21 protein-coding genes and 1 pseudogene are annotated in these 24,211 nt (G+C 71.7%); 9 read left to right on the forward strand and 13 right to left on the reverse strand.

Going from position 1 to position 24,211, the window contains the following annotated elements; all coding sequences use genetic code 11:
* Window positions 1–402: 402 nt before the first annotated feature.
* From ACTWP9_RS10390 to ACTWP9_RS10400, 3 genes are all read right to left on the reverse strand, one after another.
* On the reverse strand, window positions 403–588 hold the full coding sequence (locus ACTWP9_RS10390; RefSeq protein ID WP_443245749.1) for a hypothetical protein: 186 nt from the start codon (window positions 586–588) through the stop codon (window positions 403–405).
* Window positions 589–778: 190 nt separating this feature from the next.
* Window positions 779–1,396, reverse strand: coding sequence for a hypothetical protein (locus ACTWP9_RS10395; RefSeq protein WP_443245750.1), 618 nt, complete (start codon window positions 1,394–1,396; stop codon window positions 779–781).
* A 56-nt stretch (window positions 1,397–1,452) separates the two neighbouring features.
* Window positions 1,453–2,061 carry a hypothetical protein gene (locus ACTWP9_RS10400; protein ID WP_443245751.1) on the reverse strand — a complete coding sequence of 203 codons (609 nt, stop codon included), beginning with the start codon at window positions 2,059–2,061 and terminating at the stop codon, window positions 1,453–1,455.
* 644 nt (window positions 2,062–2,705) lie between these two features.
* Between ACTWP9_RS10400 and ACTWP9_RS10405 the strand changes: the two genes are divergently transcribed.
* Together ACTWP9_RS10405 and ACTWP9_RS10410 are read left to right on the forward strand one after the other, a co-directional pair.
* Window positions 2,706–4,796 (forward strand): SpoIIE family protein phosphatase, encoded by a 2,091-nt coding sequence (locus ACTWP9_RS10405; RefSeq protein WP_443245951.1) that lies wholly within the window; start codon window positions 2,706–2,708, stop codon window positions 4,794–4,796.
* 211 nt (window positions 4,797–5,007) lie between these two features.
* On the forward strand, window positions 5,008–5,547 hold the full coding sequence (locus ACTWP9_RS10410) for a hypothetical protein (RefSeq protein ID WP_443245752.1): 540 nt from the start codon (window positions 5,008–5,010) through the stop codon (window positions 5,545–5,547).
* Window positions 5,548–5,554: 7 nt separating this feature from the next.
* Here ACTWP9_RS10410 and ACTWP9_RS10415 read toward each other — a convergent pair whose 3' ends face one another.
* From ACTWP9_RS10415 to ACTWP9_RS10445, 7 genes are all read right to left on the reverse strand, one after another.
* Window positions 5,555–6,736 carry an MFS transporter gene (locus ACTWP9_RS10415; RefSeq protein ID WP_443245753.1) on the reverse strand — a complete coding sequence of 394 codons (1,182 nt, stop codon included), beginning with the start codon at window positions 6,734–6,736 and terminating at the stop codon, window positions 5,555–5,557.
* A 4-nt stretch (window positions 6,737–6,740) separates the two neighbouring features.
* Window positions 6,741–7,373: a GNAT family N-acetyltransferase gene (locus ACTWP9_RS10420; RefSeq protein ID WP_443245754.1), complete on the reverse strand. Its 633-nt coding sequence runs from the start codon at window positions 7,371–7,373 to the stop codon at window positions 6,741–6,743.
* Window positions 7,366–8,655, reverse strand: a complete 1,290-nt coding sequence (locus ACTWP9_RS10425; RefSeq protein WP_443245755.1) for a type III PLP-dependent enzyme — start codon at window positions 8,653–8,655, stop codon at window positions 7,366–7,368. Before ACTWP9_RS10425 ends, ACTWP9_RS10420 begins: the two co-directional genes overlap by 8 nt.
* Window positions 8,652–9,977: a DUF6271 family protein gene (locus tag ACTWP9_RS10430; RefSeq protein WP_443245756.1), complete on the reverse strand. Its 1,326-nt coding sequence runs from the start codon at window positions 9,975–9,977 to the stop codon at window positions 8,652–8,654. Before ACTWP9_RS10430 ends, ACTWP9_RS10425 begins: the two co-directional genes overlap by 4 nt.
* Complete coding sequence (locus ACTWP9_RS10435; RefSeq protein WP_443245757.1) at window positions 9,959–11,062, reverse strand: phytanoyl-CoA dioxygenase family protein; 1,104 nt, start codon at window positions 11,060–11,062, stop codon at window positions 9,959–9,961. The genes ACTWP9_RS10430 and ACTWP9_RS10435 overlap by 19 nt, the downstream gene beginning before the upstream one ends.
* Before the next feature lie 324 nt (window positions 11,063–11,386).
* A complete protein-coding gene (locus tag ACTWP9_RS10440; protein WP_443245758.1) occupies window positions 11,387–11,584 on the reverse strand; it encodes a hypothetical protein in 198 nt (65 codons plus the stop codon).
* Between the two features lie 148 nt (window positions 11,585–11,732).
* Window positions 11,733–13,787 carry a prolyl oligopeptidase family serine peptidase gene (locus ACTWP9_RS10445; RefSeq protein WP_443245952.1) on the reverse strand — a complete coding sequence of 685 codons (2,055 nt, stop codon included), beginning with the start codon at window positions 13,785–13,787 and terminating at the stop codon, window positions 11,733–11,735.
* A gap of 247 nt (window positions 13,788–14,034) precedes the next feature.
* Here ACTWP9_RS10445 and ACTWP9_RS10450 point away from each other — a divergent pair, with 247 nt between their 5' ends.
* From ACTWP9_RS10450 to ACTWP9_RS10460, 3 genes and pseudogenes are all read left to right on the forward strand, one after another.
* The gene (locus ACTWP9_RS10450; protein WP_443245759.1) at window positions 14,035–15,048 is read left to right on the forward strand and encodes an FAD-dependent oxidoreductase; all 1,014 of its coding nucleotides are present in this window, start codon (window positions 14,035–14,037) and stop codon (window positions 15,046–15,048) included.
* A gap of 62 nt (window positions 15,049–15,110) precedes the next feature.
* Entirely contained in the window at window positions 15,111–16,301 is a 1,191-nt protein-coding gene (locus ACTWP9_RS10455; RefSeq protein ID WP_443245760.1) for a hypothetical protein, read from the forward strand.
* Window positions 16,302–16,390: 89 nt separating this feature from the next.
* Window positions 16,391–17,627: pseudogene (locus ACTWP9_RS10460) on the forward strand (threonine synthase).
* Window positions 17,628–17,638: 11 nt separating this feature from the next.
* On the opposite strand, the gene ACTWP9_RS10465 reads toward ACTWP9_RS10460, so the two are convergent.
* Both ACTWP9_RS10465 and ACTWP9_RS10470 read right to left on the reverse strand, forming a co-directional pair.
* Window positions 17,639–18,574 (reverse strand): ABC transporter permease, encoded by a 936-nt coding sequence (locus ACTWP9_RS10465; RefSeq protein WP_443245761.1) that lies wholly within the window; start codon window positions 18,572–18,574, stop codon window positions 17,639–17,641.
* Entirely contained in the window at window positions 18,571–19,647 is a 1,077-nt protein-coding gene (locus ACTWP9_RS10470) for an ATP-binding cassette domain-containing protein (RefSeq protein WP_443245762.1), read from the reverse strand. Before ACTWP9_RS10470 ends, ACTWP9_RS10465 begins: the two co-directional genes overlap by 4 nt.
* A gap of 271 nt (window positions 19,648–19,918) precedes the next feature.
* On the opposite strand from ACTWP9_RS10470, the gene ACTWP9_RS10475 reads away from it, so the two are divergent.
* The 4 genes from ACTWP9_RS10475 to ACTWP9_RS10490 all read left to right on the forward strand — a co-directional run bounded on the left by ACTWP9_RS10475 (window position 19,919) and on the right by ACTWP9_RS10490 (window position 22,758).
* Window positions 19,919–20,035 carry a keywimysin-related RiPP gene (locus tag ACTWP9_RS10475; protein ID WP_443245763.1) on the forward strand — a complete coding sequence of 39 codons (117 nt, stop codon included), beginning with the start codon at window positions 19,919–19,921 and terminating at the stop codon, window positions 20,033–20,035.
* Window positions 20,036–20,147: 112 nt separating this feature from the next.
* The gene (locus ACTWP9_RS10480; RefSeq protein ID WP_443245764.1) at window positions 20,148–22,076 is read left to right on the forward strand and encodes an asparagine synthase-related protein; all 1,929 of its coding nucleotides are present in this window, start codon (window positions 20,148–20,150) and stop codon (window positions 22,074–22,076) included.
* Entirely contained in the window at window positions 22,076–22,330 is a 255-nt protein-coding gene (locus tag ACTWP9_RS10485; protein WP_443245765.1) for a lasso peptide biosynthesis PqqD family chaperone, read from the forward strand. The genes ACTWP9_RS10480 and ACTWP9_RS10485 overlap by 1 nt, the downstream gene beginning before the upstream one ends.
* Window positions 22,327–22,758: a lasso peptide biosynthesis B2 protein gene (locus tag ACTWP9_RS10490; RefSeq protein ID WP_443245766.1), complete on the forward strand. Its 432-nt coding sequence runs from the start codon at window positions 22,327–22,329 to the stop codon at window positions 22,756–22,758. The genes ACTWP9_RS10485 and ACTWP9_RS10490 overlap by 4 nt, the downstream gene beginning before the upstream one ends.
* 83 nt (window positions 22,759–22,841) lie before the next feature.
* Here the strand turns inward: ACTWP9_RS10490 and ACTWP9_RS10495 are convergent, their stop codons facing one another.
* Entirely contained in the window at window positions 22,842–23,411 is a 570-nt protein-coding gene (locus ACTWP9_RS10495; RefSeq protein WP_443245767.1) for a transglycosylase SLT domain-containing protein, read from the reverse strand.
* Window positions 23,412–24,211: the final 800 nt, after the last annotated feature.

A 24,211-nucleotide genomic window follows, 5' to 3' on the forward strand; every position in this document is an offset into this window, starting at 1 on the left:
GGGGGTGCCACGGACCGGCGTTGCCCGTGCGTCCGGTGAGGCCGTTCCGTCGACAACACCAGTGCACAGGCCGGCGAGGTGCACCGCTGCGCCGCACGTCACAGGGGGCCCGCCAGAACCGGCTGCCCGAGGAGAGGCAGGCTGCGGGGTCCGTTTCCAAAAAAGTCCAAAAAATGGCGCCGCTCCACCGCGGTCACCGGCCGCATGGAATCCAGCGGTGTGCCCCTCCCGCGGCCGCCGTCTCCCGAGGTCGCCGTCCAGCTGTTCCCCGGGCAGGGAGATTTCGCCGTCTCCCCTTTTGGTACGGCCGCCCGTGACCACTCCGTGGTCCGCTCCGGGCCGGCGGTCAGCAACTCCTGCGGCTTCGGAGGGCACAACGTGGTGCTCGCGTTCGCCCGGCTCCTACGGTGCGCCGGGCGTGCCGGAGCCGGGAGTGAAAAGGGCCGAGGGGCGGGTCGGCGCAAGGGCGTCCTCGTCCGGCGCGGCGGCAGCACGAGCCACCCCCGGCCGCAGCTCTGCCGGCGGTACGGAGTGCCCGGGTGCCGGTTCGCCCCTCATGGCCAGCGCGTAGTGCTCGGGATCGGTCATGACCGACGGTTACCTCCGCCGGCCGGCGACCAGGCAGCCACACCCGGAAGACCACTCGTGCTGCGGTACGTCACACATTCCGGCCCCTCCCCAGCGCCCCTGCCGGGCTCACCCTCCGGCTTCGTCCGGGAGATGCCTCGGGCTGCCGAGTCCGGCAGGGGCGGAGCGCGGTGGCTCCTCGGCCGTGGTGTCAGCCGCAGTGCTGGGCTTTCTCGTCCTCGGTCATCGCACGTGTGTGCTGGGTCTTGGTGCTCGGCGCGTCCGGCTTGGGGCCGGTGGCCTCGAACGGCACGTACCAGATGTAGTGGCCGTGGAACCGGTCGGGGAAGTGCAGCTCGTACTTCCCGCTGACGGTCTGCAGCTGCGCCTCGCGTGTCACCCAGCCGACCTCGCCCGGCCGGACGTCGATGTTCGTCTGGTCCGTCTCGGTGTGGGAACTCTCCCAGGTGTGCTGGTAGTTGGTCTCGATGCTGACCTTGAACGCCTCGGCGAAGCCGTACTCGGCGCTCAGCGAGACCCCGACGCTGTTGGACTCGCCGGTGGTGTCGGACCAGCCGACGGAGGAGCGCTGGAGGTCCTGCGTGCAATTGTAGGCGCTGTCGCCCACCTGGTGGGCCTCGCCCATGGAGTCACGGGGCGGTCCGTCGGGGTGGAATTCGCAGACGTCGGTGCCGTTGTCGCACTTGTCGAGCAGCTCCCGCGTGGTGGGCGGGTCGTCGTCGGCCTGCGCCACGCCGGGGGTGAGCGCGGCACTGCTCGCGGTCACGAGGGCGGCCAGCAGGACGGACCACCTGACGCGTTGGTTCATGGGGGGTTCTCCTCACAGGAGGTGGGGGGTTGGTGAAGTGGCGCCGGTGTGCGGCGTCAGCTGAAGCCGATGGACTGGGTGCGGTCGTTCATCAAGGCACCGATGTCGGAGGTGTTCTCCTTGAACGGGCCGTCCCGGTCCCCGCCGAGGTCGGGCTCCGGATAGAGCCAGACCCAGCAGTTCCCCCACGGCTGAACCGAGGAGATCCGGTTCTTCCAGCCGTCTTCCAGATTGTGCTGGTAGTCGACCCAGCCGTCCTTCTCGCACAGGCCCTCGCCGCTGATGGTCAGCGAGTCCCCGCCGAAGCCGGGATCGTCGAAGAAGGTGCCCTGGATGACGCTGTCGGCCTGCCGGTCGCCGTCCGCCGCCGGCGACCTGGCCTCCGCGCGGAACCGGCTGTCGTGCACCGCCGTACGCGCTGAGGCCGGTGCGTCGTCGATGTGCCCGCCGCTGGCGTGGTCGACGGCCTCGGTGAAGCTGGCGTAGCAGCGTTCGGCGCCGGTGCTCAGGTCGAGGGTGCAGTGCCGCGGCTGCCCGCCCTCGCCGGGCGCGGCCGGGCCCGTCGGGGCGGCCTGTGCCGCGGGCGCGGTGACCGCGCCGGCCAGCAGGACGGAGGCGGTCAGGGTGACCGTACGCCTGATGCGGTGTCTGGGCCGGGAGATCATGTGGAGCCTCCAAGTGTTCGTGGGGCACGTCCAGTTGGACGTGGAACAGCAGTACGCGTGCTCGCTCGGCCCAGGCTGAAACAACAAGCCCGTTATTGACCGGAAGTTACCGGGCGTAACAGCTGTGACGTGGCGGGCATGCCCGAGAATGTGGGATCCCCAGCGCGGCATGGGAGCGCGCCCGCGCCCGGCCCCGTCGCCGCGTACGCCGTGCACAGCGGTCCGGGCTCGCCGTGAAGAGCGGTCCGGATCCACGCCGTGCAAGCGGGCGGGCCTACGCCGTGCGAAGCAGTCCGCCTACGCCGTGGGAAGCGGCCCGGCGCGATCGCCGTGACGCCCCCCGTTCGGCCGAGCCCCGGACACGGCTCGCACCGCGTTCCCGGCTCGGCCGGCCGTCACCCGGCCCGCCCGTCGGTGTGCCGCCACCGTGTCGGCGGGTTCGTACCGGAACATGGCCCTCGGCGGCCGGGTGCGGGCGGCACACCGCGCACGGCCGCCGGCCGCCGGCTGTCGGGCTGCCGACAGCCGGCGGCCCACCTTGGTCCAGCTTCGGGAGCGGCGTGAACGGTGAGAGCGGTACGGCGCGGGCTGCCGGCTCGGACGACCCCGGCTGGGGGCAGCTGGATGCTGTGCTGACCGATGTCATGGGCTCGACCGGAGCCTCGGTGGGCCTGATGTATCTGCTGCCTCCCGGCGAACGGGTGCTCCGCCTCGCGGTGTTGTCCGGGGTCTCCCGCGGCATCGCGGCGCCGTGGGCCCGGATCCCGCTGGACGCCCCCATCCCCGTTGCGGTCGCGATGCGGCGGCAGCGGATCGTATGGCTGGCCAGCCAGGAGGAGATGGCCCGCCGGTACCCCAGGATCGGCCTGGTGCTGCCGTACGAGTTCCGGCTGGCGGCGGCTCCGATCGTCAGCGGCGGCGTGGCACGAGGCGGCATCGTCCTGCTGTGGCCGACCGAACATCCGCCGCGGCTGAGCCCCCGCGAACGCCACGTCATGGGAGGCAGCAGCCGTAACGCGGCCCGCATCCTCCGGCAGGCCGCCGACAGTGGCCGTCCGCTGCTGCCGCAGGACGAGCCGCGGCTGCTGCACCCGCGGGGGTCCGGCGAGCCCGATCCGGCTCAGGCGAGTGCGGCCTTCGAGTTCGCCGAACGCTTCCCGGAGGGGTGCTGCTCGCTGAACATCGAGGGCCGGATCGCCTTCCTCAACTCGGCGGCCGCCGACCTGGTGGGAGCCGATGCGGAGACGCTGCTGGGCACCCGGCCCTGGGAGTCGCTGCCCTGGCTGCACGACCCGGTGTTCGAGGACCGGTACCGGGCAGCCATGGTCGCCCGGCAGCCGACCACCTTCACCGCTCGGCGACCGCCTGATACGTGGCTGTCGTTCCGGCTGTTCCCCGGCGAGAGCGGTGTGAGCGTCCACATCACACCCGCCGCGGTCGAGCAGGCTCCCCCGTCCTCCGACCGACGCCCGTCCGAGGCCGAGCGACCGAGAGGTGCGGCAGCCCTCTACCACCTCACCCACCTGGCGGCTGTCCTCACCGAGGCGGTGGGCGTCACCGACGTGGTGGAACTCGTGGCCGACCAGCTCGTACCCGCCTTCGGCCCCGACGCGCTGGCCCTGATGACCGTGGAAGACGGCCGCCTCCGCATCGCAGGCCACCGCGGCTACCGGGCCGAGCTGATGGCCTGCTTCGACGCGGAGCCCATCTCCGCCGACTCGCCTGCGGCGCGCGTCGTCTCGACCGGCGTCCCGGCCTTCTTCGCCAACTTCGAAGAGTTGCAGCGCGCCCATCCGCCCGCTGTCCATCAGGATCAGATGGGCGCCTGGGCGTTCCTGCCGCTGACCGCGTCCGGCCACGCCATCGGCACCCTCGTGCTCGCCTACGAGCAGCCCCACGCCTTCATGCCTCCCGAAAGAGCCCTGCTCACCTCCTTGGCCGGGCTGATCGCGCAGGCGCTGGACCGGGCCCGCCTCTACGACACCCAGCGGCAGCTGGCCCACAGTCTGCAGACCGGTCTGCTGCCGCACACCCTGGCCACCGTCCCGGCGCTGGAAGTGGCCGTCCGCTACCTGCCCGCGGCACGGGGGCTGGACATCGGCGGCGACTTCTACGACCTCATCCGCTGCGACCGCACCGATGCTGCCGCGGCCATCGGCGACGTCCAGGGGCACAGCACCACTGCCGCAGCGCTCATGGGCCAGGTGCGGACCGCCGTCCACACCCACGCCACCGCAGGCGCGCCCCCCGGCGAGATCCTCGCCCGCACCAACCGGCTCCTCATCGACCTGGACACCGGCCTGTTCACCAGCTGTCTGTACGTGCATCTCGACCTGTCACGGCAGGAGGTCAGGCTCGCCTCCGCGGGACACCCTCCGCCGCTGCTGCGCCACCCCGACGGCCGCACCGAGGTCCTCGGCCTGCCGCCCGGTCTGCTGCTCGGTATCGAGGCCGACGCCGACTACACCACGACCGACATCCCCCTCGAACCCGGCTCCGTCCTGGCCCTCTACACCGACGGGCTCGTCGAGGCCCCGGGAGTCGACATCGGCGTGTCCACCTCGGCGCTGGCCCGGCAACTCGCCGACGCCACCGATCGCAGCCTCGAAGACCTCGCCGACACCCTCATCGCACCCACCGTCCAGCACACCCCGCCCAGCGACGACATCGCCCTGCTCCTGTTGCGCCCCACCGGCGGTCGGCTCGACCGGGAGCAGGGGACCGGTCCTGTATGACCGTATCCAGGAGCCGCCGGACGGTGGACGGCTCATGAAGATCGAGCGAGCAGCCACGGTCGTCGGCGACCCCGCCGGAGTGCGGACCTCGGAGCTGCCCGTTCCCTGAGGGTTACGCCCCACGGCTGAGCGGGACCGGTCCTGCGGTCATCCCCCAGGAAGAGCGGATCAAGCTCCCAGGCTGACGGGATGGCAGGAAGATCCCAGCAGGATGAGGCGCATGAGCACTCAGACGACCACCACAGCTTCAAGTACGGCCGCCGATGCGCCTCGTTGGGCGGTCTGGGCAGCACATGCGACCGCGCTGGTCGTGCTGCCGAGCGGGCTGTGGCGCATCGCTTTGGTTCTCGGATATCCGGCCGGCTACACGGACGAGGGCTTCACAGGCTTCCAGTCGTTCGGCGCGAAGGTCTGGATGCTGACGCTGAGCGTCGTCTGCGAGTTGCTGGCGGTCCTGACGGTCGGCCTGGTACGGCCGTGGGGCGAGGTCGTGCCGCGCTGGATACCGCTGATCGGCGGGCGCGCGGTCCGCCCCCTGGCCGCCGTCGTCCCGGCCGCACTCGGCGCGGTTGTACTGATCGCGCTGTGGGCCGGCGTCCCCTGGTGGTGGATGTATCCGCACGACGACATGACCGACACCGGGAACCTCGTCGTCGGCATCCTCTACCAGCCGCTGATCCTCTGGGGCCCGCTGCTCGGCGCAGTCACCGTCTCCTACTACCGGCGCCGCTGCCGGCAGCGGCCTGCCTGAAAGGTCCTCAGCGCGGTGCGGTGGCCACCGGGGTCCACCGGATCCGGGTGCTGCACAGGGACACCACGGCTGCCGAAGCGGCGACGGCCGCCATCCCCCAGGCCAGGTTGCTCGCGCTCGCGACGAAGCCGATGAGCGGCGGCCCGGCCAGCAGTCCGGTCGTTCCCATGGCGGCGACCAGCGTCAGCGCGTCCGAGCCCTCTCGGGCCGCTGCCGCGTAGACGCACGGGGTGACGGCAGCGATCCCCAGTCCCACGCAGGCGAACCCGAGAAGGGCCGTCACCACACCGCCGCCCACCACGGCGCAGGCGAGCCCGGCGGCGGCGAGCGCGCTCCCCAGCAGGACCACCCGGCCGTCGCCCCAGCGGTTGCGTCGGCCGTCGGCGAAGAGGCGGGCGAGGACCATCGTTCCGGAGACGACGGCGATCCCCAGCGGCGCGATCTGGGCCGACGCCTTCGCGATGTCCCTCATATAGAGGGTGGACCAGTCGTTCATGGCGCCCTCGGCAACGGTGCCGAACACCATGGCGCAGCACATCCACAGCGTCACCCGCGACGGCACGGCCCACCGGGTACGGGCCTGCTTCTCCGCCCCCTCGGCGGATACGCCGTCCGCGAGCAGTCCGGTCCGTGCGTAAGCGCCCAGCAGCACCAGGACGGCGACCGCCGCCCCGAAGTGCACCCCGACCGAAGGGGTCAGCGCGTTCACACCGGAGGCGAGCAGCGCCGCGAGCAGCGAACCGCCGCTGAAGGTCGCGTGCAGTCTCGCCATGGCGTTCCGCCCGTAGCCGGCCTCCAGCGCCGCTCCTTGTGCGTTCATGGCGACGTTCAGGCACCCGACGAACACCCCGTCGACGCACATCACCAGCAGGGCGGCGGGGTAGTTGGTGGCCGCGGCCAGCGCGAGGAGCAGCAGCGTCAGGCACAGCTGGGACAGCACGGCGAGCCGCCGGGAGCCAAGTCGTCTCATCAGCATCGCCACCAACGGGAACGACGCCGCGGCGCCGACCCCCGCCGCCATCAGCAGCACTCCCACCTCCGCGGCGGTCAGGCCGAGGTCTTCCTTGATGGCCGGTATCCGTGCGGCCCAGGTGGCGTACTGTAACCCGAGGGAGCAGAACAGCGCCGCGATGGCCGACTGGCTGCGGAAGTAGGCGCTGCGGGTGGGGAGATCGCGGACAGGGAACACTGGATCAGCTCACTTCGTGCTGCAAGAACGGACCGCGCCGGGTCGCGCTTCCCGGACCGGGCCGTCCGCCCGGGCCGGAGAGCACCGGCTTGGACATGTACACCGCGTCTGTGCCGTAACCGCTGCCCGAGGGAAGGACTTTCGGGTGCGCGACGAACCCGCGCGCCGACCAGAACCGGTCGCTGCCGCCGACGGCGACCAGGGAGATCCGCTCGTCCCCGCGCGCCCGTGCGGTACGGGTGAGGTGGTGCAGGAGGAGCCGCGCCAGTCCCCGGCGACGCAGGGGCCGGGCGACCACGATGTCGTGCAGATGCAGATTGCCCGCCGGAAGGGCGGCAGTGTGCTCCGTCCTCTCCAGGTCCGGACAGCTGAACGCCGGATAGGGCAGCGCCAGCACGTAGCCCGCCGCCCGGGAGCCGACGTCCAGCGTGAAGCATGTGCCCGGTGACGCGTACGCCCGGGACTGCAGTGCGGCCCGCCCCTCCGACAGACCCAGTCCGGCGTAGGCGTCCCGCTCCAGCTCCACGATGGCGTCCCAGTCGCCCTCGACGATGCCGCGGATGCGAACAGACTCATACGGACATATACGAACGGCTTTCGTGCGAACGGCTTCCTCAGTCCGGACGACTTCACCCATCGCGGCCGTCCCCACCCATGGCCGGACCACCGCGCGCTCCCGCCGTGAGGTACGGAAGCGGCGCGATGCCGTTGAACCCGCGGGTCGTATAGCTGAGCGCGTACGCGCCGCAGGACAGCACCCAGACCGGGTCGCCCGACACCAGCGCCCTGGGCACCGGGACCAGGGCGTGGTCGGGGGAGTAGGCGTCGTCGCTGTCGCACGTGGGGCCCGCGAGCACGGCCGGGACGTACTCGCCCCCGGCGTGCCCCGGAAACACCAGCCGGTACTGCAACGCGTCCATCTCGTACAGCCCGTTGAACTTGCCGCAGCTCAGATACAGCCAGTGCTGCCGCTCGCCGTTCGGCTTCGTGCGCTCCGCGAGACGGGCGACGTGCGCCCGGATCGCCCCGTGGTCGGCGACGAGATGCCGCCCCGGCTCGACGATGAACGCCAGGCCGCCGCCCAGAATCCGGCGCAGGCCGGCCATCCCCTCCCGGATCACCGTAAAGATCTTGTCCAGGGGTGGATCGAGGGGCTCTCCGCGCCGGTCGAGATACCCGAGCGCGGGCAGGCCGCCGCCGAGGTTGACGTGGTCCGGCCGTATTCCGCGGCGGACCAGGGCGTGCAGGACATCGCCCAGGCTCTCCAGCGCGCCGTGCCACGCCTCGGGCGCCATCTGCTGGGAGCCCACGTGCACGGACAGCCCCGAGGGCACCAGCCCGGCCACCCGGGCCCGCTCCAGCACCCGTACGGCCTCGGCAGGCGGACAGCCGAACTTGTCGCGGAGGCCCCATACGGCACCGGTCCCGCCGGTCGTCACCCGGCAGAAGACCCGGGACCCGGGGGCATGGGCGGCGATGGCCGCCACGTCCTCCAGGCTGTCGGTCGCGAAGTCCCGGATGCCGAGCCGGTGGGCAGCGGCGATGTCCCGGTCGGACTTGACGGTGTTGCCGTAGTGCATCCGGCGGGCCGGCACCCCCGCCCGCAGCGCCTGTTCCGCCTCGCCCGGGCTCGCCGCGTCGATTCCGGCGCCCTTGCGCGCCAGGGCGGCGAGCACCTCGTCCACCGGGCACGCCTTCATCGCGAACCGGACCCGGACTCCGGGCAGTTCCCGGCCCAGCGCCTCGTAGCGCTCCTCGACGCCCGCCAGGTCGAGGACGAGCCGGTCCCCGGCCGCCCCGGCGAGGGCCTCGGCGAGGGGCGCGTTGAGCCCCGGGCCGCTCTTGACGCCCGTGATGCCTGCGATGCCCGCCGCGGCCTCGATGCCCGGCCGCGGCGCCGTCCCTGCGCCTGCGCTCATCGCCCGCTCACCCGGCCGGAAGGCGGGCCCAGGGGGGTGTTCCGGGCCGCGGCCATCAGCTCGGCCCATGCCTCGGTCAGCAGCGCGAAGTCCTCGACGTCGCTGCGGGCCTCGTCCAGCAGACGCTCCCGGTGAGCGGCCAGCTGGTCGGCGAAGGCGGTGTACCGGCCGCCCAGCCGCCGATAGGCGGTGTCCAGGGCGTCGAGCCGCTGGACGTTCTCCCGCCGGTCGAGCCCGGTGGCTTCCCTGGCGTACGCGGCGACGGCGGATGCGCGTGGCTGCCCTTGGTCGTCCAGCAGCGAGTCGCCGGCCCCGGCCAACCTGTCGTAGACGAAGTGGAAGTAGCGCATCGACAGCAGGAACTTGGCGAAGCGCCTCTGGTAGGCCATGAAGCCCGGGCCGGTTCTGCGCTCGGCTGTGTAGTAGTTGACTATGTTCCGGTTGTGCAGGACACCGGGCAGCTCGGCGGCGTGGAGCAGGTGGAACAGGAAGTAGTCGCTGCCGATGGTGTCCCGCGCGGGCGGCAGCGGCACCCGTTCGTACACGCCATGGAAGCTGATGTTGCACATGTCCACCCGCATCGGGTCGACCACCGTCAGCACCGAGTGGTCCCGCTCGAACGGCTGCGTACCCGCGCCGCGGAACGACTCGTCCACCAGCTCCCGTTTCTGTTTGGCGGACCAGCCCGCGGGTGCCCAGAGGCTGACGACGTCGTGGTAGACCTTCGGGTCGATGGCCAGGATCTCGCCGATGTCCACGGACAGTTCGCCGATGAACGAGCTGCCCACCATCGCGACCCGGCGGTCCATGAGCTCCGCCGCCAGCGCCGCCTCACCGACGCCGGGCGCGGCGTCGGCGGCACGCTTGCCGAGGGACATCAGCTCGTGGTGGACGGGGAAGACCGGGCGGCCGTCCACCCTCTGGTACCGGCTGTCGGAGTCCCTGCGGTGCACCGACTCGCAGCCGAGCGCGGTCGCGATCAGGAAGGCACGGTTGGTGCAGGCCCCGTAGGAGAGGCCCTCCGGAAGCAGCAGGTCGCGCAGCAGTTCCGGCTTGGCGCTTCCGGTGCGGTCGGTCACCCGCCGCAGGAAGTCCCGCTGCTGCGCCTCGTCGAGGTGGTGCACCGTGAGGCGCGGCGAGGCGGGCAGGCGCCGGACTGCCTCAGCGTGCTCGGCGAAAACAGGTGGCGCGCAGGAGTCGAGGATCAGCAGGTGGACATCGTTGTCAAAGTGCGCGGCTGCGTAGGCCGCTTCCTCGCCGACGGCGGCTATCGTCGCCGCACAGGGCCTGTTGGTGGGGAGGGTCAGGCAGATACTGCGCATGTCTCTTCCCCGGTGGCCTCGACCGCGTCCGCTTCGGCGCCGGTTGGGGCGCCCTCCCCGTGCCAGGACTCCGTGTCCCAGGACTCCAGGCCCAGCAGCCTGGCGCCGAGTTCGGTGAGTTCGGCGGGGCCGTACCGCAGAAACTCATGCATCCTGCTGTCACCGATCAGCGTGGCGTTCCACTCCGGAGTGCTGAGGTGGCGCCAGGAGTCGATCCGCGACTGCCGCAGCGTCCGGTGCATCTCCAGTGCGGGCATCATGGACAGGTACTGGACCGAACGCACCCCGTTCTCGGAGGTGTTGGGCGCCACCCCGTGCGCCAGCAGACCGTTCCAGATGAGCAGATCACCGGCTTCCAGCTCGGGCTGTACGACGGGCAGCTCGTCCCGGTCGATCGCGGGCCGGATCGGGTCGCGGTCGTCCGGCTGGAGCGCCTTCCACCGGTCGAACCGCCGGAACAGTTCGGGGCAGCACTGGAAGCCTCCCCGTTCCGGTTCGCTGTCGTTGAGGGCGAGGATGCCCTGGACCCGCTGGGGCGGTACGCCGAGCGAGGTGTCGATGTCCCAGTGCAGTTCGATGTCGAAGCCGCGCTCCCGGTACTCGATCAGGGCCCGGTCGCGGTTGCGGATGTTGGGCGGGTTGAGGTTGAGCCGGTCCAGGGTGACCCACAGCTCTTCGCAGTCCCATACGTCGACGAAGGCGTCGTACACCCGCGGTGTCTGGCGGCTGTCCCAGATGAGCTGGTGGTGGTACGCCTCGACGAAGCCGTAGATGTGGAGCTCCCGTTCGAGGTCGGAGCGGAACTCACGCTCCTCGTACCAGGTCTCGGGGCGGTCGGGGGCAAGCCCTTGGAACTCCCAGGCGAAGTCCAGCAGACGCCGGGCGGCGGACGCCGGAATCGCCTCCTTGACGATGACGTACCCGTAGCTCTGCCAGAAGGAGAACTGCTCCTCCGACAGCACGCGCAGCGGGCGGGTCTTGCGGAGCTCACGTAGTGGCGTCCGGGACAGATACGTGTCGCCGTCCGCGCTGAAGTAGGGGATGTTCGTTGCGGCTCGATGGAGATAGCGGTCAGACGTCGCCATGTGGTGCTCCAGATGCTCACTGTCGCCCCGGGCCGGGGGAGCGGCAGTCTGTGCGAACGGTGGATGTGCGGGTGCTGTACCGACGGTGGATGTGTGGGTGCGCGCGATGGGTCGCGCGGCCGGCAGGGGCGCCGCTCGCGTCCGGGTTGCGGCGCGGGGTGGCGGGGCCGGCTCTCGTGGTGGGGGCTTCGGAGGCGCGGTGAAGTGAGCCCGCGCCCGCCTGGAAAACGGAACGCGTGCCACACCCGCCCCTCCGCTGCCTTGCGCCCCACCATAGTTGGACTAGACCAAAGGGAATGTCAACTCTCGCTGGGCGAGAGCGTGTTACTTGCCGAGGCGTACCAAGATCGAGTCGGCCACCGGCTCGTCCCGCCGGGCAACTTCGCCCTCGGAACCGTCGACGATCCGGAGCTGACCGAGGCCGTCGCCGCCGACCTGCACCCCGAAGACGGAAACGTACGAGACCCCGGCCGGCTGCACCGACAGGCTGACCGTCGAGCACTGGGCGAGTGACCGCCGCACCACACTCCTGGTGCGCCCCGACGGCTCCGCCGCCTGGGCAGCGGAAGCCCCGGACAGCGCTACCCGTCGCGGGGCCCTGACCGCCCATCTCGGCTGCCCCCTCTCCCGTTCTGGTGAGGGGGTGCCCCTGCCCGGCGCCGGACAAGTCCTAGGTGAGCGGCACCCGGCCCTCGTCGCTCAGGGTCCGCCAGAGGAAGGTGTGGATCAGCGCTTCGACGAACGCGGCCTGCTCGTGATCGGCGGCACCGGCGTGCCCGCCGCCGGTGTTCTCGAAGTACCGGACGGGCAGCGCCAGTTCGCGCAAGCGGGCGGCCATCTTCCGGGCATGGCCCGGATGGACGCGGTCGTCGCGGGTCGAGGTCGTCAGCAGCAGCGGCGGGCAGGCGAGTCCGGCGTGCACGTTGTGGTACGGCGACCAGCGGAGCAGCTGGGCACGGTCGTCGGGGTCCTCGGGATCGCCGTACTCGGCGATCCAGGACGAACCCGCGAGCAGCCGGTGGAAGCGGAGCATGTCCAGCAGCGGAACCTCGGCGACGACAGCGCCGAAGAGTTCGGGGCAGCGGGTGAGCATGACACCCATCAGCAGACCGCCGTTGCTGCCGCCGGCGATACCGAGCCGGCCCGGTGCGGTGATGCCCCGCGCGGTCAGATCCCGGGCGACGGCCGCGAAGTCGTCGAAGGCCCGGTCCCGCCCGGAGCCGAGCGCCGCGCGGTGCCAAGCGGGACCGTACTCGCCGCCGCCGCGGATGTTCGCCACCACATAGCTGCCACCGCGCTGGAGCCACGCCCTGCCGGTCACGGCGGAGTAGGACGGGGTGAGGGACACCTCGAACCCGCCGTAGGCGTACAGCAGCGTGGGGGCCGGCCCCTCCTGCCGCTCCGGCCCGACGACGAAGTACGGGACCCGGGTCCCGTCCGCCGAGAGGGCGAAGTGCTGCTGGACGGCGAGTCCCTCGGCGGCGAAGCGGTCCGGCGCCTGCTTCAGCGTCTCCAGGTCGCCCGGTACGTCGGCCACGGCGCGGCGCAGGGTGGCGGGCTGGAGGAATCCGCTGACGTCGAACAGGACCTCCTCCGCGTTCTCGTCCTCCTCATCAGGCGCTGTCGCGGTCACCGTCGCCGTGGACAGCGGCGGCACCTCGCCGAGCGGGCTGCGCGACCAGCCGCCGCCGGTGTTCGGAGTGAGCAGATGCAGCCGCGAGGAGACATCGGTGAGGGTCTCCAGGACCACGCGGCGGCGCGTGGTGGCATAGCTTTCGAGGACGGTGTGCTCATCGGGCATGAACAGCACCTGGTGTTCCCGATCGCCACGGAGGAAGTCCTCGAAGGCGAAGGCCAGCAGCGCTCCGGCGGGCCGGTCCAGCCAGCGGGAGCGCAACTGGACCAGCAGCCACTCCCGGTGCACGGTGGCCTCCGCGTCGTCGGGCACCTCGATCCGTACCGCCGGTGCATCGGGCCTGAGCAGGAAGTACTCGCTGTGCCAGAAGTCCCGGTGCCGGACGGCCAGATCCCGCTCGAATCCGGGAGCCGGATCGTGCCAGGCGGCGACGGACACGTCCTCTTCCCGCCCTTCGAAGACGACCGGCGCCTCGGCGAGCGGCGTACCGCGGCGCCAGCGCCGCACCGTGCGGGGATAGCCGGAGGTGGTGAGCGAACCGGGACCGGTGTCGGTACCCACGAAGAGCTGGTCCTCGTCGATCCAGCTGACGGAGCTCTTGGCCTCGGGCAGCTGGAAGCCGTCCTCGCCGTCCGCCACGAACGAGCGCCCCTCCATGTCGTACTCCCGCACGACCACGGCATCAGCCCCGTCCCGGGACAGCTTCACCAGCGCCCGCTTGTGGCCGGGCCGCAGCACCGAGGCGCCCGACCACACCCAGGGCACGTCCTCCGCGGCGGCCAGCGCGTCCACGTCGAGCACCGTCTCCCAGCGCGGGCCGGGGCGGCGGTACTCGTCGAGGGTGGTGCGCCGCCACACCCCCCTGAGGCGGGCGGCGTCGCGCCAGAAGTTGTACAGGTGCGGGCCGCGTCGTACGACGTACGGAATGCGTGCGGGGTCGCTCAGTACTTCCCGCGCCTCCTTCCGCAGCTCCTCGAACCCGGGATCGGCGGTCAGCTCCGCCTGTGTCTCCGCGTTCCGCTCAGCCACCCAGGCGAGCGCGGCGTCGCCCTCGATCTCTTCCAGCCATAGATACGGGTCGTTCTCGATCACACCTCATTGTCTCTCCCGCGGCTGCGCACCCATATGGCCGGGGACCGTCAGACGCCGTCGGCGGGCCGCGGGCGGGGGCCGGCAGCGGCTCGGCCCCTCAGCCCCTCGGCCCCTCGGCCGCGACGCGCGAGCGGGCCGGGGGCGGGGCGGCGGCGTCAGCGGTGCGATCGTGGAGCCCCGGCACGCCCGGGAAGGGGGCACGTGGTGGCCGGAGGTCAGTGGTCGGATGTCAGGGGAGTCGCGCGTGGAGGCGGAGCTGGTCGTCGTCGGTGGAGGACCGGCGGGCGTCGCGGCGGTGCTGATGGCGGCAAGCCTCGGCCTGCGCACGATTCTGGTCGAGGCCGACCGGGTCGGCGGGAAGCCATGGGAGATCGGCGCGCTGGAGAACGTTCCGGGAGGCTGGTCGGACGGTGCAGCGCTCGCGGACGCGCTGGCCGCGGACGTCGCGCGGCTGCGCGACGCCGACCGGTGCACGTTCGTCGGCGCGCGCGCCGTCCGGGTGCACGCGTACGAGGACCGGGCCGACACGGTACTGGCCGACGGCCGTACCCTCGCCGCGGGCGCCGTGGTGGTGGCCACCGGCGTCACACCGCTGACGCCTGAGCACGTGACGTGGATCAACGCGCCGGAGGAGCTGTGCCCGCCGCCGCTGTGGCGCGCGAGGCCCGAGGACATCGGGTCCGGGACGGTCGAGGCGGCCGGACCTGGGAGCCCCGGGGATGCGGGCGTGCGGTCTGGGGGCGCCGGGCCGGAGGGCGGCGAAGGCGGGAACGCCGAGTCCGCGGCTGTCGGACATGGGGGTTTGGCGGTGGTGCTCGGCGCGGACCGTCCGCTCGGCACCTGGCTGCGTGCCCATCCGGACGCCGCCGTACGCCTCGACGTACTGCATCCACCGGGCGACGCCTACAAGACGGCGGAGGTGGCGGACGACAGCAGGGTGCGGCTGTCAGAGGTCGAACACATCACCGTCACCCCGGAGGAAGACCGTTTCCGAGTTGTGGCGCGACGTACCGACGGCGGGGTCCGCGAGGTCATGACGCACGCGCTGTTCGGCAACATCGGTTCCGGCCCGGCGCTGCTCGACGGTGATCTCGTGTCCGGTCCGGACGGCTACTGTCCGCCCGCGGCCCAGCATCCGCGGATCCTCGTCGCGGGCGACCTCCGCTCGGCCCGCCACCAGCGCATCGTCACGGCCCAGGGCTCCGGCGCCGAGGCGGTGCTCACCCACTACTACGCGGGGCGTGGACTCGCCGGGTGACGGCGTGGACGGCCGGGAAATTCCGTTCGCGGTGTGCTCCAGAGCGTCCCTAAGGTGGTGCCGTGGACGACGTGGACCGGAAAACCGCCGAACAGACCCTTGCCGAGCGCACGGACCTGCTGCTGGGTGCGCCGCTGGGGCGGGACTTCCTGGGCACGTTCGTCGATTTCGCCCTGGACCACACCCTGTTCGCCGAGCTCGGTCTGGGGGACGTACCGGGGACGTTGATGTTCGTCGTCGAGGACGACGGGCCGGGTTCCGAGCCCCGTAGCCGTACCGTCCGCCGGCGCAAGCGCAGGGACTGGCGCGACGTACCCGCCGGAGAGGTGCGGGCCGCACTGCGGGACGCCGTCGGCCGGGGGGAGTGGCGCGGCCTGGGGGAGCTGTCCGAAGCCGAGCTGATGGAGCAACTGTCCGGGGTCACCGAGGGGTTCGGTTTCGGTGGCGGCGACACGGTGCTGTGGGGCCTCACCGCGCTCGCGGCCGAGGAACTGCGGCCGGTCGCTGCGGCGCTCGTCGCGTCACCGGCGGCCTCCTGGTGGTGGGACCCGGTCGACCGCTCGGACCAGCGGCAGTTGATATGGGCGGGCAACGGCGACGGGGGAGGGCTGGCCGGCGTCGAGGAGGCCGTGCGGCGCGATATGGCACGCGAGCGCTCCGCCAACGAGAAGGGGCGGCGCCGGCTCCCGCGTCCCGGCGAGCGCAGCCTCGGCGCGACCTGGTGGTCGGCCCCGGACTTCGCGACGGGCACTTGGACCACCGGCCCGCGGGGTGGACTGCCCGCGCTCGAACTGGGCCACTTCATCGACACGTTCGCGCCCTTCGAGGAGTCCACGGCAACCGTCGGCAGCCTCACCGTCGGCGAACGGGCCCGGGTTGCGGAGATCGGGCGCCCCCACGACTGGCTGGACCTCGTGTCCCGCTTCCCCCGCGACGTGTCGGGGACCCACAACGGGGAGTGGCGCGACTGGGGCGACGTGGACGGCCCCTGGTACCTGCCCGACTGGGAGGCCGTGGCCGAGCACTACGACGGGGTGCATGTCACCGTCGGCGGCTATCTGTCGTCCTGCGGCCTGGCCCAGCCCGTCCACGACGGCTGCACCATGCTCGCCGGATGGGTGCCCGACGCCACGGTCTGGCTGCGGGACGTCGCCACGGAGTACCGGCGGCTCGGCGTATGGCGCGGTGCCGCGCAGGAGTGCGGCGAGTGGGAGGACGTCCTCGCCTGCTGGGAGCCGTACGCGCCCGAGTGACACACCCGCAGCTGCTGTCCGGTCGGCACCGGTCTCCTGGACAGGGCGGAAGCGGCGCGTCTTCATTCACCCGCGTTAGGCTCCGGATCATGACCACCACCGCCTCGCTGGCCGTCGGCCAACGCTCCCTGGGTGATCCGGAGATCCGCTGTCCGCTGTGGCCGCCGCTGACGCGCGGCTGCCCGCGCCCGAGTTCGGACGGCATGACGTACCCGGTGGAGGTGGACTACGACTACGCGCGCGTGCCCGACGGCTTCTTGACCGCACCGGCCCCGCGCGGCTCCGGGCTGGACCGCTGGGCGCCGTTGCTGCCGCCGCTCGCCGCGCCGGGCCTGGGCGAAGGCGGCACCCCGCTGGTGGAGATCGGCGACGGGGTGTACATCAAGGACGAGTCGCGTAACCCCACATGGAGCCACAAGGACCGGCTCAACCGCTGCGCTGTCAGCGCCGCCTCGGCTGTCGGGGCACCCGGCGTCGTGGTGGCGTCGTCGGGCAACCACGGAGCCCTCCGCCGCGGCGTACGCGGCACGGGCCGGACTGCGCTGCGTGGTGCTCACCTCGAGGGGACTGCCGCCTGCCGTCGGCTCGTTCCTCGCCGCGTACGGGGCCGTGGTGCTGCCCGTTCCCGTCGAGGACCGGTGGCCGCTGACCGAGCGTATCGCCGAGGAGTTCGGCTTCCATCCGGTCAGCAATCTGACCAGGTTCCATACGGGCCATGCCTTCGGCCCCGAGGGCTACAAGACGGTCGCGTACGAGATCGCGGCCGAACTCGGCGTGCCCAAAGCCGTGTTCGTGCCGACCGGTTACGGCGAGCTGTTGTTCGGCGTATGGAAGGGCTTCGACGAGCTGCACCGGCTGGGCCTGACCGACCGCACTCCGCGCCTGTTCGCATGCGAGCCCGCAGCAGGCGGGCCGCTGGCGGCGGCACTGCACGCGGATGTGCCCGCCACCCGGGTCGAGGTGGGCGGCACGGACGCGTACGGCATCGACTGCCGGGTGAACAGCTACCGAGGCGTACTCGCCGTCAGGAACAGCAACGGCCGTGCCCTGCTCGTCGACGACCCGGCGATGCGCCGTGCGCAGGCCGAACTCGCTGGGCAGGGCATGTGGGTGGAGCTTTCCGCAGCGGCGGGCCTGGCGGGACTGCGTACCCTGCCGGAGACCGCAGACGGCGAGGACGGCGTGGGCTTCGACGGGCCAGTGGTGTGCATCTCCACATCCAGCGGCTTCAAGGACGCCGGAACCGGTACGGACACCCCACCACCCGCAGATCCGGCCTGGGAGGCGGTCCGGGCCCGACTGCGAGCGGCGGGCATCGAAGCCTGACAGCCCTCCCGCTATTCCCGGCGGCCGAACCGGTACGCCGCCCAGCCGAGTGCGCCGGCCCCCACCGCCGCCAGGAGGCCCCATTCCAGGAGGACGGGGGGCTGCCGGCCCGCCCACTCCAGGCCCCCGGGCGCGGCCAGTCCGGGCACCTGGCCGGCGATGCAGCGGCGCATCGCGTCGACGGCGTAGGACAGCGGATTCAGCGAGGCGACCACGGTCATCCACTGCGGAAGTGCGGTGAGAGGGAAGAAGACACCGGAGAGGAAGAGCAACGGCATCCCTACCGCCCCGAGCAGCGTGTTGAAGGTCTCGACGGTGCGGAGGTGCACCGCCAGTGCCAGGGTGAGTGTGGTGTAGGCGAAGGCGGTCAGCACCATGCCCACGGTCAGCAGGAAGAACAACAGCGGCCGGTAGGGCACGCCGACCGCGCCGGAGACCAACAGCAGCATGCAGCCCTGGGCCGTGGCCATCAGCGTGCCGCCCAGGCAGTGTCCGCACAGCAGCGTCGAGCGGCGCACCGGCGCCATGAGCGTCTCGCGCAGATAGCCGCTCTCCCGGTCCATGATGAGGCGGATGCCCACGGACATGGCGGGAGCCTGCACGGTGAGTGCGAGCATGCCCGGGAAGAGGAACGTCTTGTAGTCGCCGCCCACGGTGTGGGACGGAATCAGAGCGGAGAGCCCGCTCCCGAGCGCCACCAGGTACAGCGCGGGTTCCAGCACGATGAGCACCGTATGGACGCGCAGGGACAGCAGCCGCAGACACTCCCGGTACACCAGGGCGTGCGCCGCCCGCAGTTCGCGGCGCAGCGCTGAACCGGGCACGGGATCCGGGGCGGCAACGGACCCGGCGGGTTCGAAGCCCTCACCGGCCCGGGTGCCGGCAGCGGATGTGTGGGCAGTGGGAGTACCGGACGCGGGAGTGCGGGAGGCGGGCTCGGTGCTCATGGTCGCTCCTCACTTCCGCACGCGGCCGGAGCTTCGGCGGAGCGCACGCCGATGTTGCGGCCCGTGTGGTGGAAGAAGACATCGTCCAGCGTCGGCGGTGTCGCCGCGGCGGCGTACACGGTGACGCCCCGCCGAGCGAGGGCTCCGCACAGCCGCGGGAGCCAGGCACTCGCTTCACGGACGCGCAGGGTGACGCCCTCGCTTTCGGTCGGCTGCGGGGCCTCGGGCGGGCGAGGGTACCCAAGGGCATACCGGCCGTCCGGTATGCCGCGGACGGTGAGCGCTCCGCGCAGCTCCGGGGTGTCCCGCGCCACCTCCCACACCGCGGCGTTGTCGCTTGTCCGCAGGTGCAGTTGGTCCCGCCCGATGGCCGCCTTCAGCCGGTCCGGGGTTCCGGAGACCACGATGCGGCCGGCGTCGATGATGGCGATGCGATCGCAGTGCTCGGCCTCTTCCAGGTAGTGCGTGGTGACGAACAGCGTGGTGCGCCGGCCCGCGCGGAGCGAGTTGAGGTGTTCCCAGATCTGGACCCGGGCGTGCGGATCCAGTCCTACGGTGGGCTCGTCCAGGAACAGCACCCGGGGCTGGTGCAGCAGCCCCCGCGCGATCTCCAGCCGGCGCCGCATGCCCCCGGAGTAGGTGCGTACCGGCTGCCGGGCCCGCTCCGTCACTTCGGCGAGCTCCAGCAGGCGGGCCACGCGTCGGCGTGCGTACCGCCGGGAAAGCCCGTACAGGCGCGCGTGCACGTAGAGGTTCTGCTGCGCCGTCATGCCGTCGTCCAGCGAGCTCGTCTGGAAGAGGTACCCCACACGCTGCCGTACGAGCCGGGCCTCGGTCGCCACTTCGGCGCCGTGCACCCACGCGCGGCCCGCGGTGGGGACGGCCAGTGCGCACAGCATGGCGATGGTGGTGGTCTTTCCCGCACCGTTGGGTCCCAGGAACCCGAAGGTCTCACCGGGGGCGACTTCCAGATCCACCCCACGCACCGCCTCGACCGGTACGCCGCCGCTGCCCCTTCCCGCGTACGTCTTGCCCAGCCCGCGTGCCTGAACGGCGTACGTGCTGTCGCCCACCGGCTCCCACCCTCCTCCTCTTGCATGCGGATGACGCGAGAACTTCCCTTCGCGGCCGGAGGCATCCCGGCAGCCGTGCAAACACACTCGTCATGGTCATACGGAAGTGATGCGTCGATGCACACAGCGCTCTTGTGACGGTCGTACTTCGATTCCGGCCCACCTCGCACGCCCGTGCCGCGCTGTCTCGTCACCGGCGTGCCGGGGCAGTTCCTCCGATGCGGCACTGCCGCGATCCGTCGACAACGGAAAGGGAAAGGAGGTGAGCGAGATGCGCCGCGCATACGAGCGCCCGACGCTGATGCTTGTCGGTTCCTTCCGTCGGGTCACCGGGGCCAAGTCAACGGCATCGCCCGACTTCCTCGGACAGCACAGCCTCCTGCGCTGACCGAGGGCCGAGGAATGCCATGGAAGTGGTGACGGGCGGCGAGAACCGCCCGCCACCGTCAGATGGCCGTCACGTCCTGACTGTGAGGCGGAGCCGGAAGGAGGGGGCGCACATGGTTCAAGAGCCAGCCGGATTCGCCGCAGCCCCGCTGTGGTTCGCGGTGTTCCCCGACTGTCCGTCGGCCGCGGAGCCTGCCGCACGGTTGCGTCGGTTCGCCGACCGCCGCCTGTCCCACCCCTCGGGCCGTCCCTTCCTGTTGGGACGCTGGCCGGCCGCACACGGATCCGGCGCCGAGACGGTGTGTGCGGCATGGGCCGGTGAGACAGTGTTCGCACTGATCGGCCAACAGGTCGGCGCGTCAGCCGACTTGGCCGAAGCCGCGGCCCGTATCCGTACCACCGAGGAAGCCGCGGCGTACGCTTCCGGCGTCTCCGGCAGCTTCCACCTGGTGGCCTCCGTAGCCGGGCGGGTGCGGGTACAGGGCACGCTGAGCGGGCTGCGCCGGGTGTACGCGGCCGAGGTGGCGGGTGCCACGGTTGCCGCGGACCGGGCCGACGTCCTGGCGTACCTCACCGGCGCGGGTCTCGACGACCGCCGCCTCGCCCTCCACCTCCTCACCCCGGCGTTGCTGCCTCCCTTGACCGAACACCCGGTGTGGCGAGGGGTGCAGTACGTCCCGCCCGATCACTTCCTGCTGTGCGACCAACAGGGCCGCGCCCGGCAAGTGCGCCACTGGTCGCCGCCCGCGGCCCGCCTCCCGCTCTCCGAGGGCGCCCCCGCACTGCGCGCGGCACTGCACGCCGCCGTCGCGGTCCGGACCACGGGGCGGACTGTGGTCAGCTCGGACCTCAGCGGCCTCGACTCGACATCGCTGTGCTGTCTGGCCGCCCGGCAAGAAGAAACACGCGTGGTGGCCTTCACCGCGGCGTCCCCGGACCCCCTCGACGACGATGTGACGTGGGCGTTCCGTACGGCTGCTGCCGTACCCGGCGTCCAGCACCACCTTGTGCCGCACCAGGACATGCCGACGATCTACGAAGCACTGCCGGGCATGCGGGAGCCGTTCGACGAGCCGTGTGCCGTCATCGCGGATCACGCTCGCTGGCTGTCGCTCACCCGCCGGGCGGCAGCGGCGGGTTCGGCACTGCACCTGGCCGGTTTCGGAGGGGACGAACTGCTCATCGCCAGCGCGGCCCATCTGCGCACACTGCTGCGCCGCAGCCCGTGGACAGCAACGCGCATGCTGCGCACCTACGCGGCCGCCAACCGATGGTGCCGCGGACACGTACTGCGGCAGCTGCGTACTCAGGGCTCCTACCGGAGTTGGCTGGAGTCGGTGGCCGGTTCGCTCACCGATCCGCCGCCTCCCCTGGACCGTCCCGGACTGAGCTGGGGCGAGCCACCACGCTTGGCGCCCTGGGCCACCTCGGACGCCGCCGACGCGGTACGCGAGCTGATCCTTGAGGCGGCACCCCACGCGGAGCCGGTCTCGGCCCACCCCGGGGTCCACGACGATGTGACCGGCCTGCGCTATGCGGCACGACCGCTCCGCCAGATCGGTCAACTCGCGCTGCGTGACGGGACGGCACTGGCCGCCCCCTACTGCGACGACGCGGTGCTCAACGCCGTACTGGCGGTACGACCCGAACACAGACGCACTCCCGGGAGCTACAAGCCGCTCCTGGTGGAAGCCGTACGCGGCATCGTCCCCGACGAGAGCCTCACCGGGCGGACCAAATCGGTCACCAACAGCAACCCGGACGGGGCCCTCCGAGCACATCGCGACCAACTGGCCACCCTGTGGGAGGACTCCAGGCTGGCCCGCAGCGGACTGATCGACACGGCAGCACTGCGCGAGATCTGCGCCGGCCCGCTCCACCACCATGCTCACGATCTGCACGGCGGGCTCTACCAGACGCTGGCCTGCGAGCTCTGGCTGCGCTCGCTGGAGGGGTCGGCGGCCTCCGACCAGCCATGGGGGCACCCCCTGCTCGAAGAGCTTGGGGGAACACCCGTCACCGACGCGGAAGCGAGGCCCTGATGATCAAGCTGCGATCCGGCGTGTCCTGCGCCGACACCGACGACGGCATCGCCCTCCTCGACGAGGACAGCGGGCAGTACTGGAACCTCAACCTCACCGCAGCACTCGCCCTGCGCACCCTGCTGGACGGCGGCAGCCCACAGCTCGCAGCACAGCGGCTGAGCGAGACGTACGAGGTGGACGACGAGAGCGCCCATCAGGACGTGCAAGCGCTGATCGAGGCCCTCACCTCCACCGGACTGGTCGAACGGTGACACCGCGACCGGCACCCACCACACGGACCTACCCGCTTCCCCCGCCCTGGCGGCGCCGCGCCCTCACCCGGCTCGCGGTCCGCTGCGCTCTGCTGCTGGCCCGCATGCCCCCTCGCCGTATCCGCACCGTCCTCACCCTCGTGCGGCGCGGCGCCCGGCCTGCCCGGTATGCCGAGACGCTCGCTGCGCGCGACTCGGTCAACGCCGTGAGCCCCGCCTGCGCCGGCCCGGAAGGCTGTCTGCCCCGCTCGTTGGCCACCGCACTGCTGTGCCGCGTGGACGGCCGCTGGCCGGTATGGCACGTAGGAGCCCGACGGCTGCCGCCGTTCGCCGCGCACGCCTGGGTGGAGGCCGAGGGCACCCCGGTCGGCGAGGACCATCCACCCGACTACTTCCGCACCTTCTTCACCGTCGGACTGGACAAGTGAATGCGAAGGAGCGGGTGGGAGGTGTTCCTCCCACCCGCTCCTGTTCGCATGCGGTGTGTGCTGGGTGTGGCTGTGGTTCTGCCTTAGTAGGCGGAGTCGACGTTGTCCATGGAGCCGTAGCGGTCGGCTGCGTAGTTGCAGGCGGCGACGATGTTGGCTACGGGGTCGGTGAGTTTGTCGGGGGTGCCTTCGACGTGGAAGCGGTCGAAGGTGGGCTGGATCACCTGGAGCAGGCCCTTGGAGGGGGTGCCCTTCTTGGCGTTGATGTCCCAGTCGTTGACCGCGTTGGGGTCACCGGCCGACTCGCGGATGATGTTGCGCTTGATGCCGTCGTAGGAGCCGGGGATGTCGTGCTTGGCCATGATGGCGCGGGCCTCACGGATCCAGCCGTCGAGGTTGTCCGCGTACTTCTTCGCGCCGGTGCCCTGGTCGTCCGCCTTCTGCGCCTTCTTGGCGTGCGCGGCCTGCATGCTCACGTGCTGCGCGGTCGAGGCGGCGCTCTCGATGGCGGCGGGCTTGGCTGCGGGCTTGGCGGGGGCCTCGGCGTGGGCGGTGCCGGCCAGTGCGGTGGCGGCGATACCGGCCGCGCCCAGCGCGGTCAGGCCGGTGGTGGCGAGGCGGGCGAGCTTGAGGGTACGCAGGGTGTTACGCATGCGAGCAGAGGAGCCTTTCGTGGGGGGACGTTCCGGCCGCGCGCCCCGGGGAGCGGTGCGTTGTCCCGGTCTCGTCGCGGCCTGGCACCCACCCTGGGAACCGGCTCCCCCACCCGGCAAATATGTGACGTACGATCCAGAATCGTGACAAACCGGACAGAGGGTCGACCATCCCCCCTCCCACCCCAGGTCAGAGCAGCGCAGACATACGAAGCTGCCTCGTAAGTGATCTGGGCCCTATGGGCGCCCTCACATCCAGCGCCTCCGCACCCTGCTTGCCGGATGCGTACCGGTAGCTACTGCTTGCGCAGAGTTACCGTTTCCCGCGCCTCGCAAGCCGCCTCGCAAGCGGCTTCACAAGCCCTCTCGCCAGCGCCTCGCAACCGCGTCGCAGACCCTCTTGTCGCGGGTCGGCACCGGGGGAGGAATCGGGTCCGGGGCCGGTCCGGGTTCGGGGCCCGGGGTGGGGGGCTGCGGATTCGGCGGTATGGGGTCGGGCTCGGGGCGCGGCGGTTCGGGCGGCACCGGGTCGGGCCCTGAAGGGGGCGCCGGCCCCGGCACGGGCCCGGGTCCCGGCCCGGGCGATCCCGGACCCGGCCCAGGAGTGGGGGGCTCGGGTTCTCGGCCGGTCGGCTGGAGGTCTTCGTACGGGGCGGACATGGCGGTCTCGCAGGCAATCACTGAGCGGACACGTAACGTGAAAGTGGCCCCGGACCGGGAATCGACTGCCCCGGCCGCGAGCCGTTCGGGACAGCATCGATATCTCACCTTCGGGTGGCCGGGGGCGCGCGGCGTGAAAC

This window comes from Streptomyces sp. 3N207 (assembly GCF_052246355.1).
Lineage (GTDB): Bacteria > Actinomycetota > Actinomycetes > Streptomycetales > Streptomycetaceae > Streptomyces.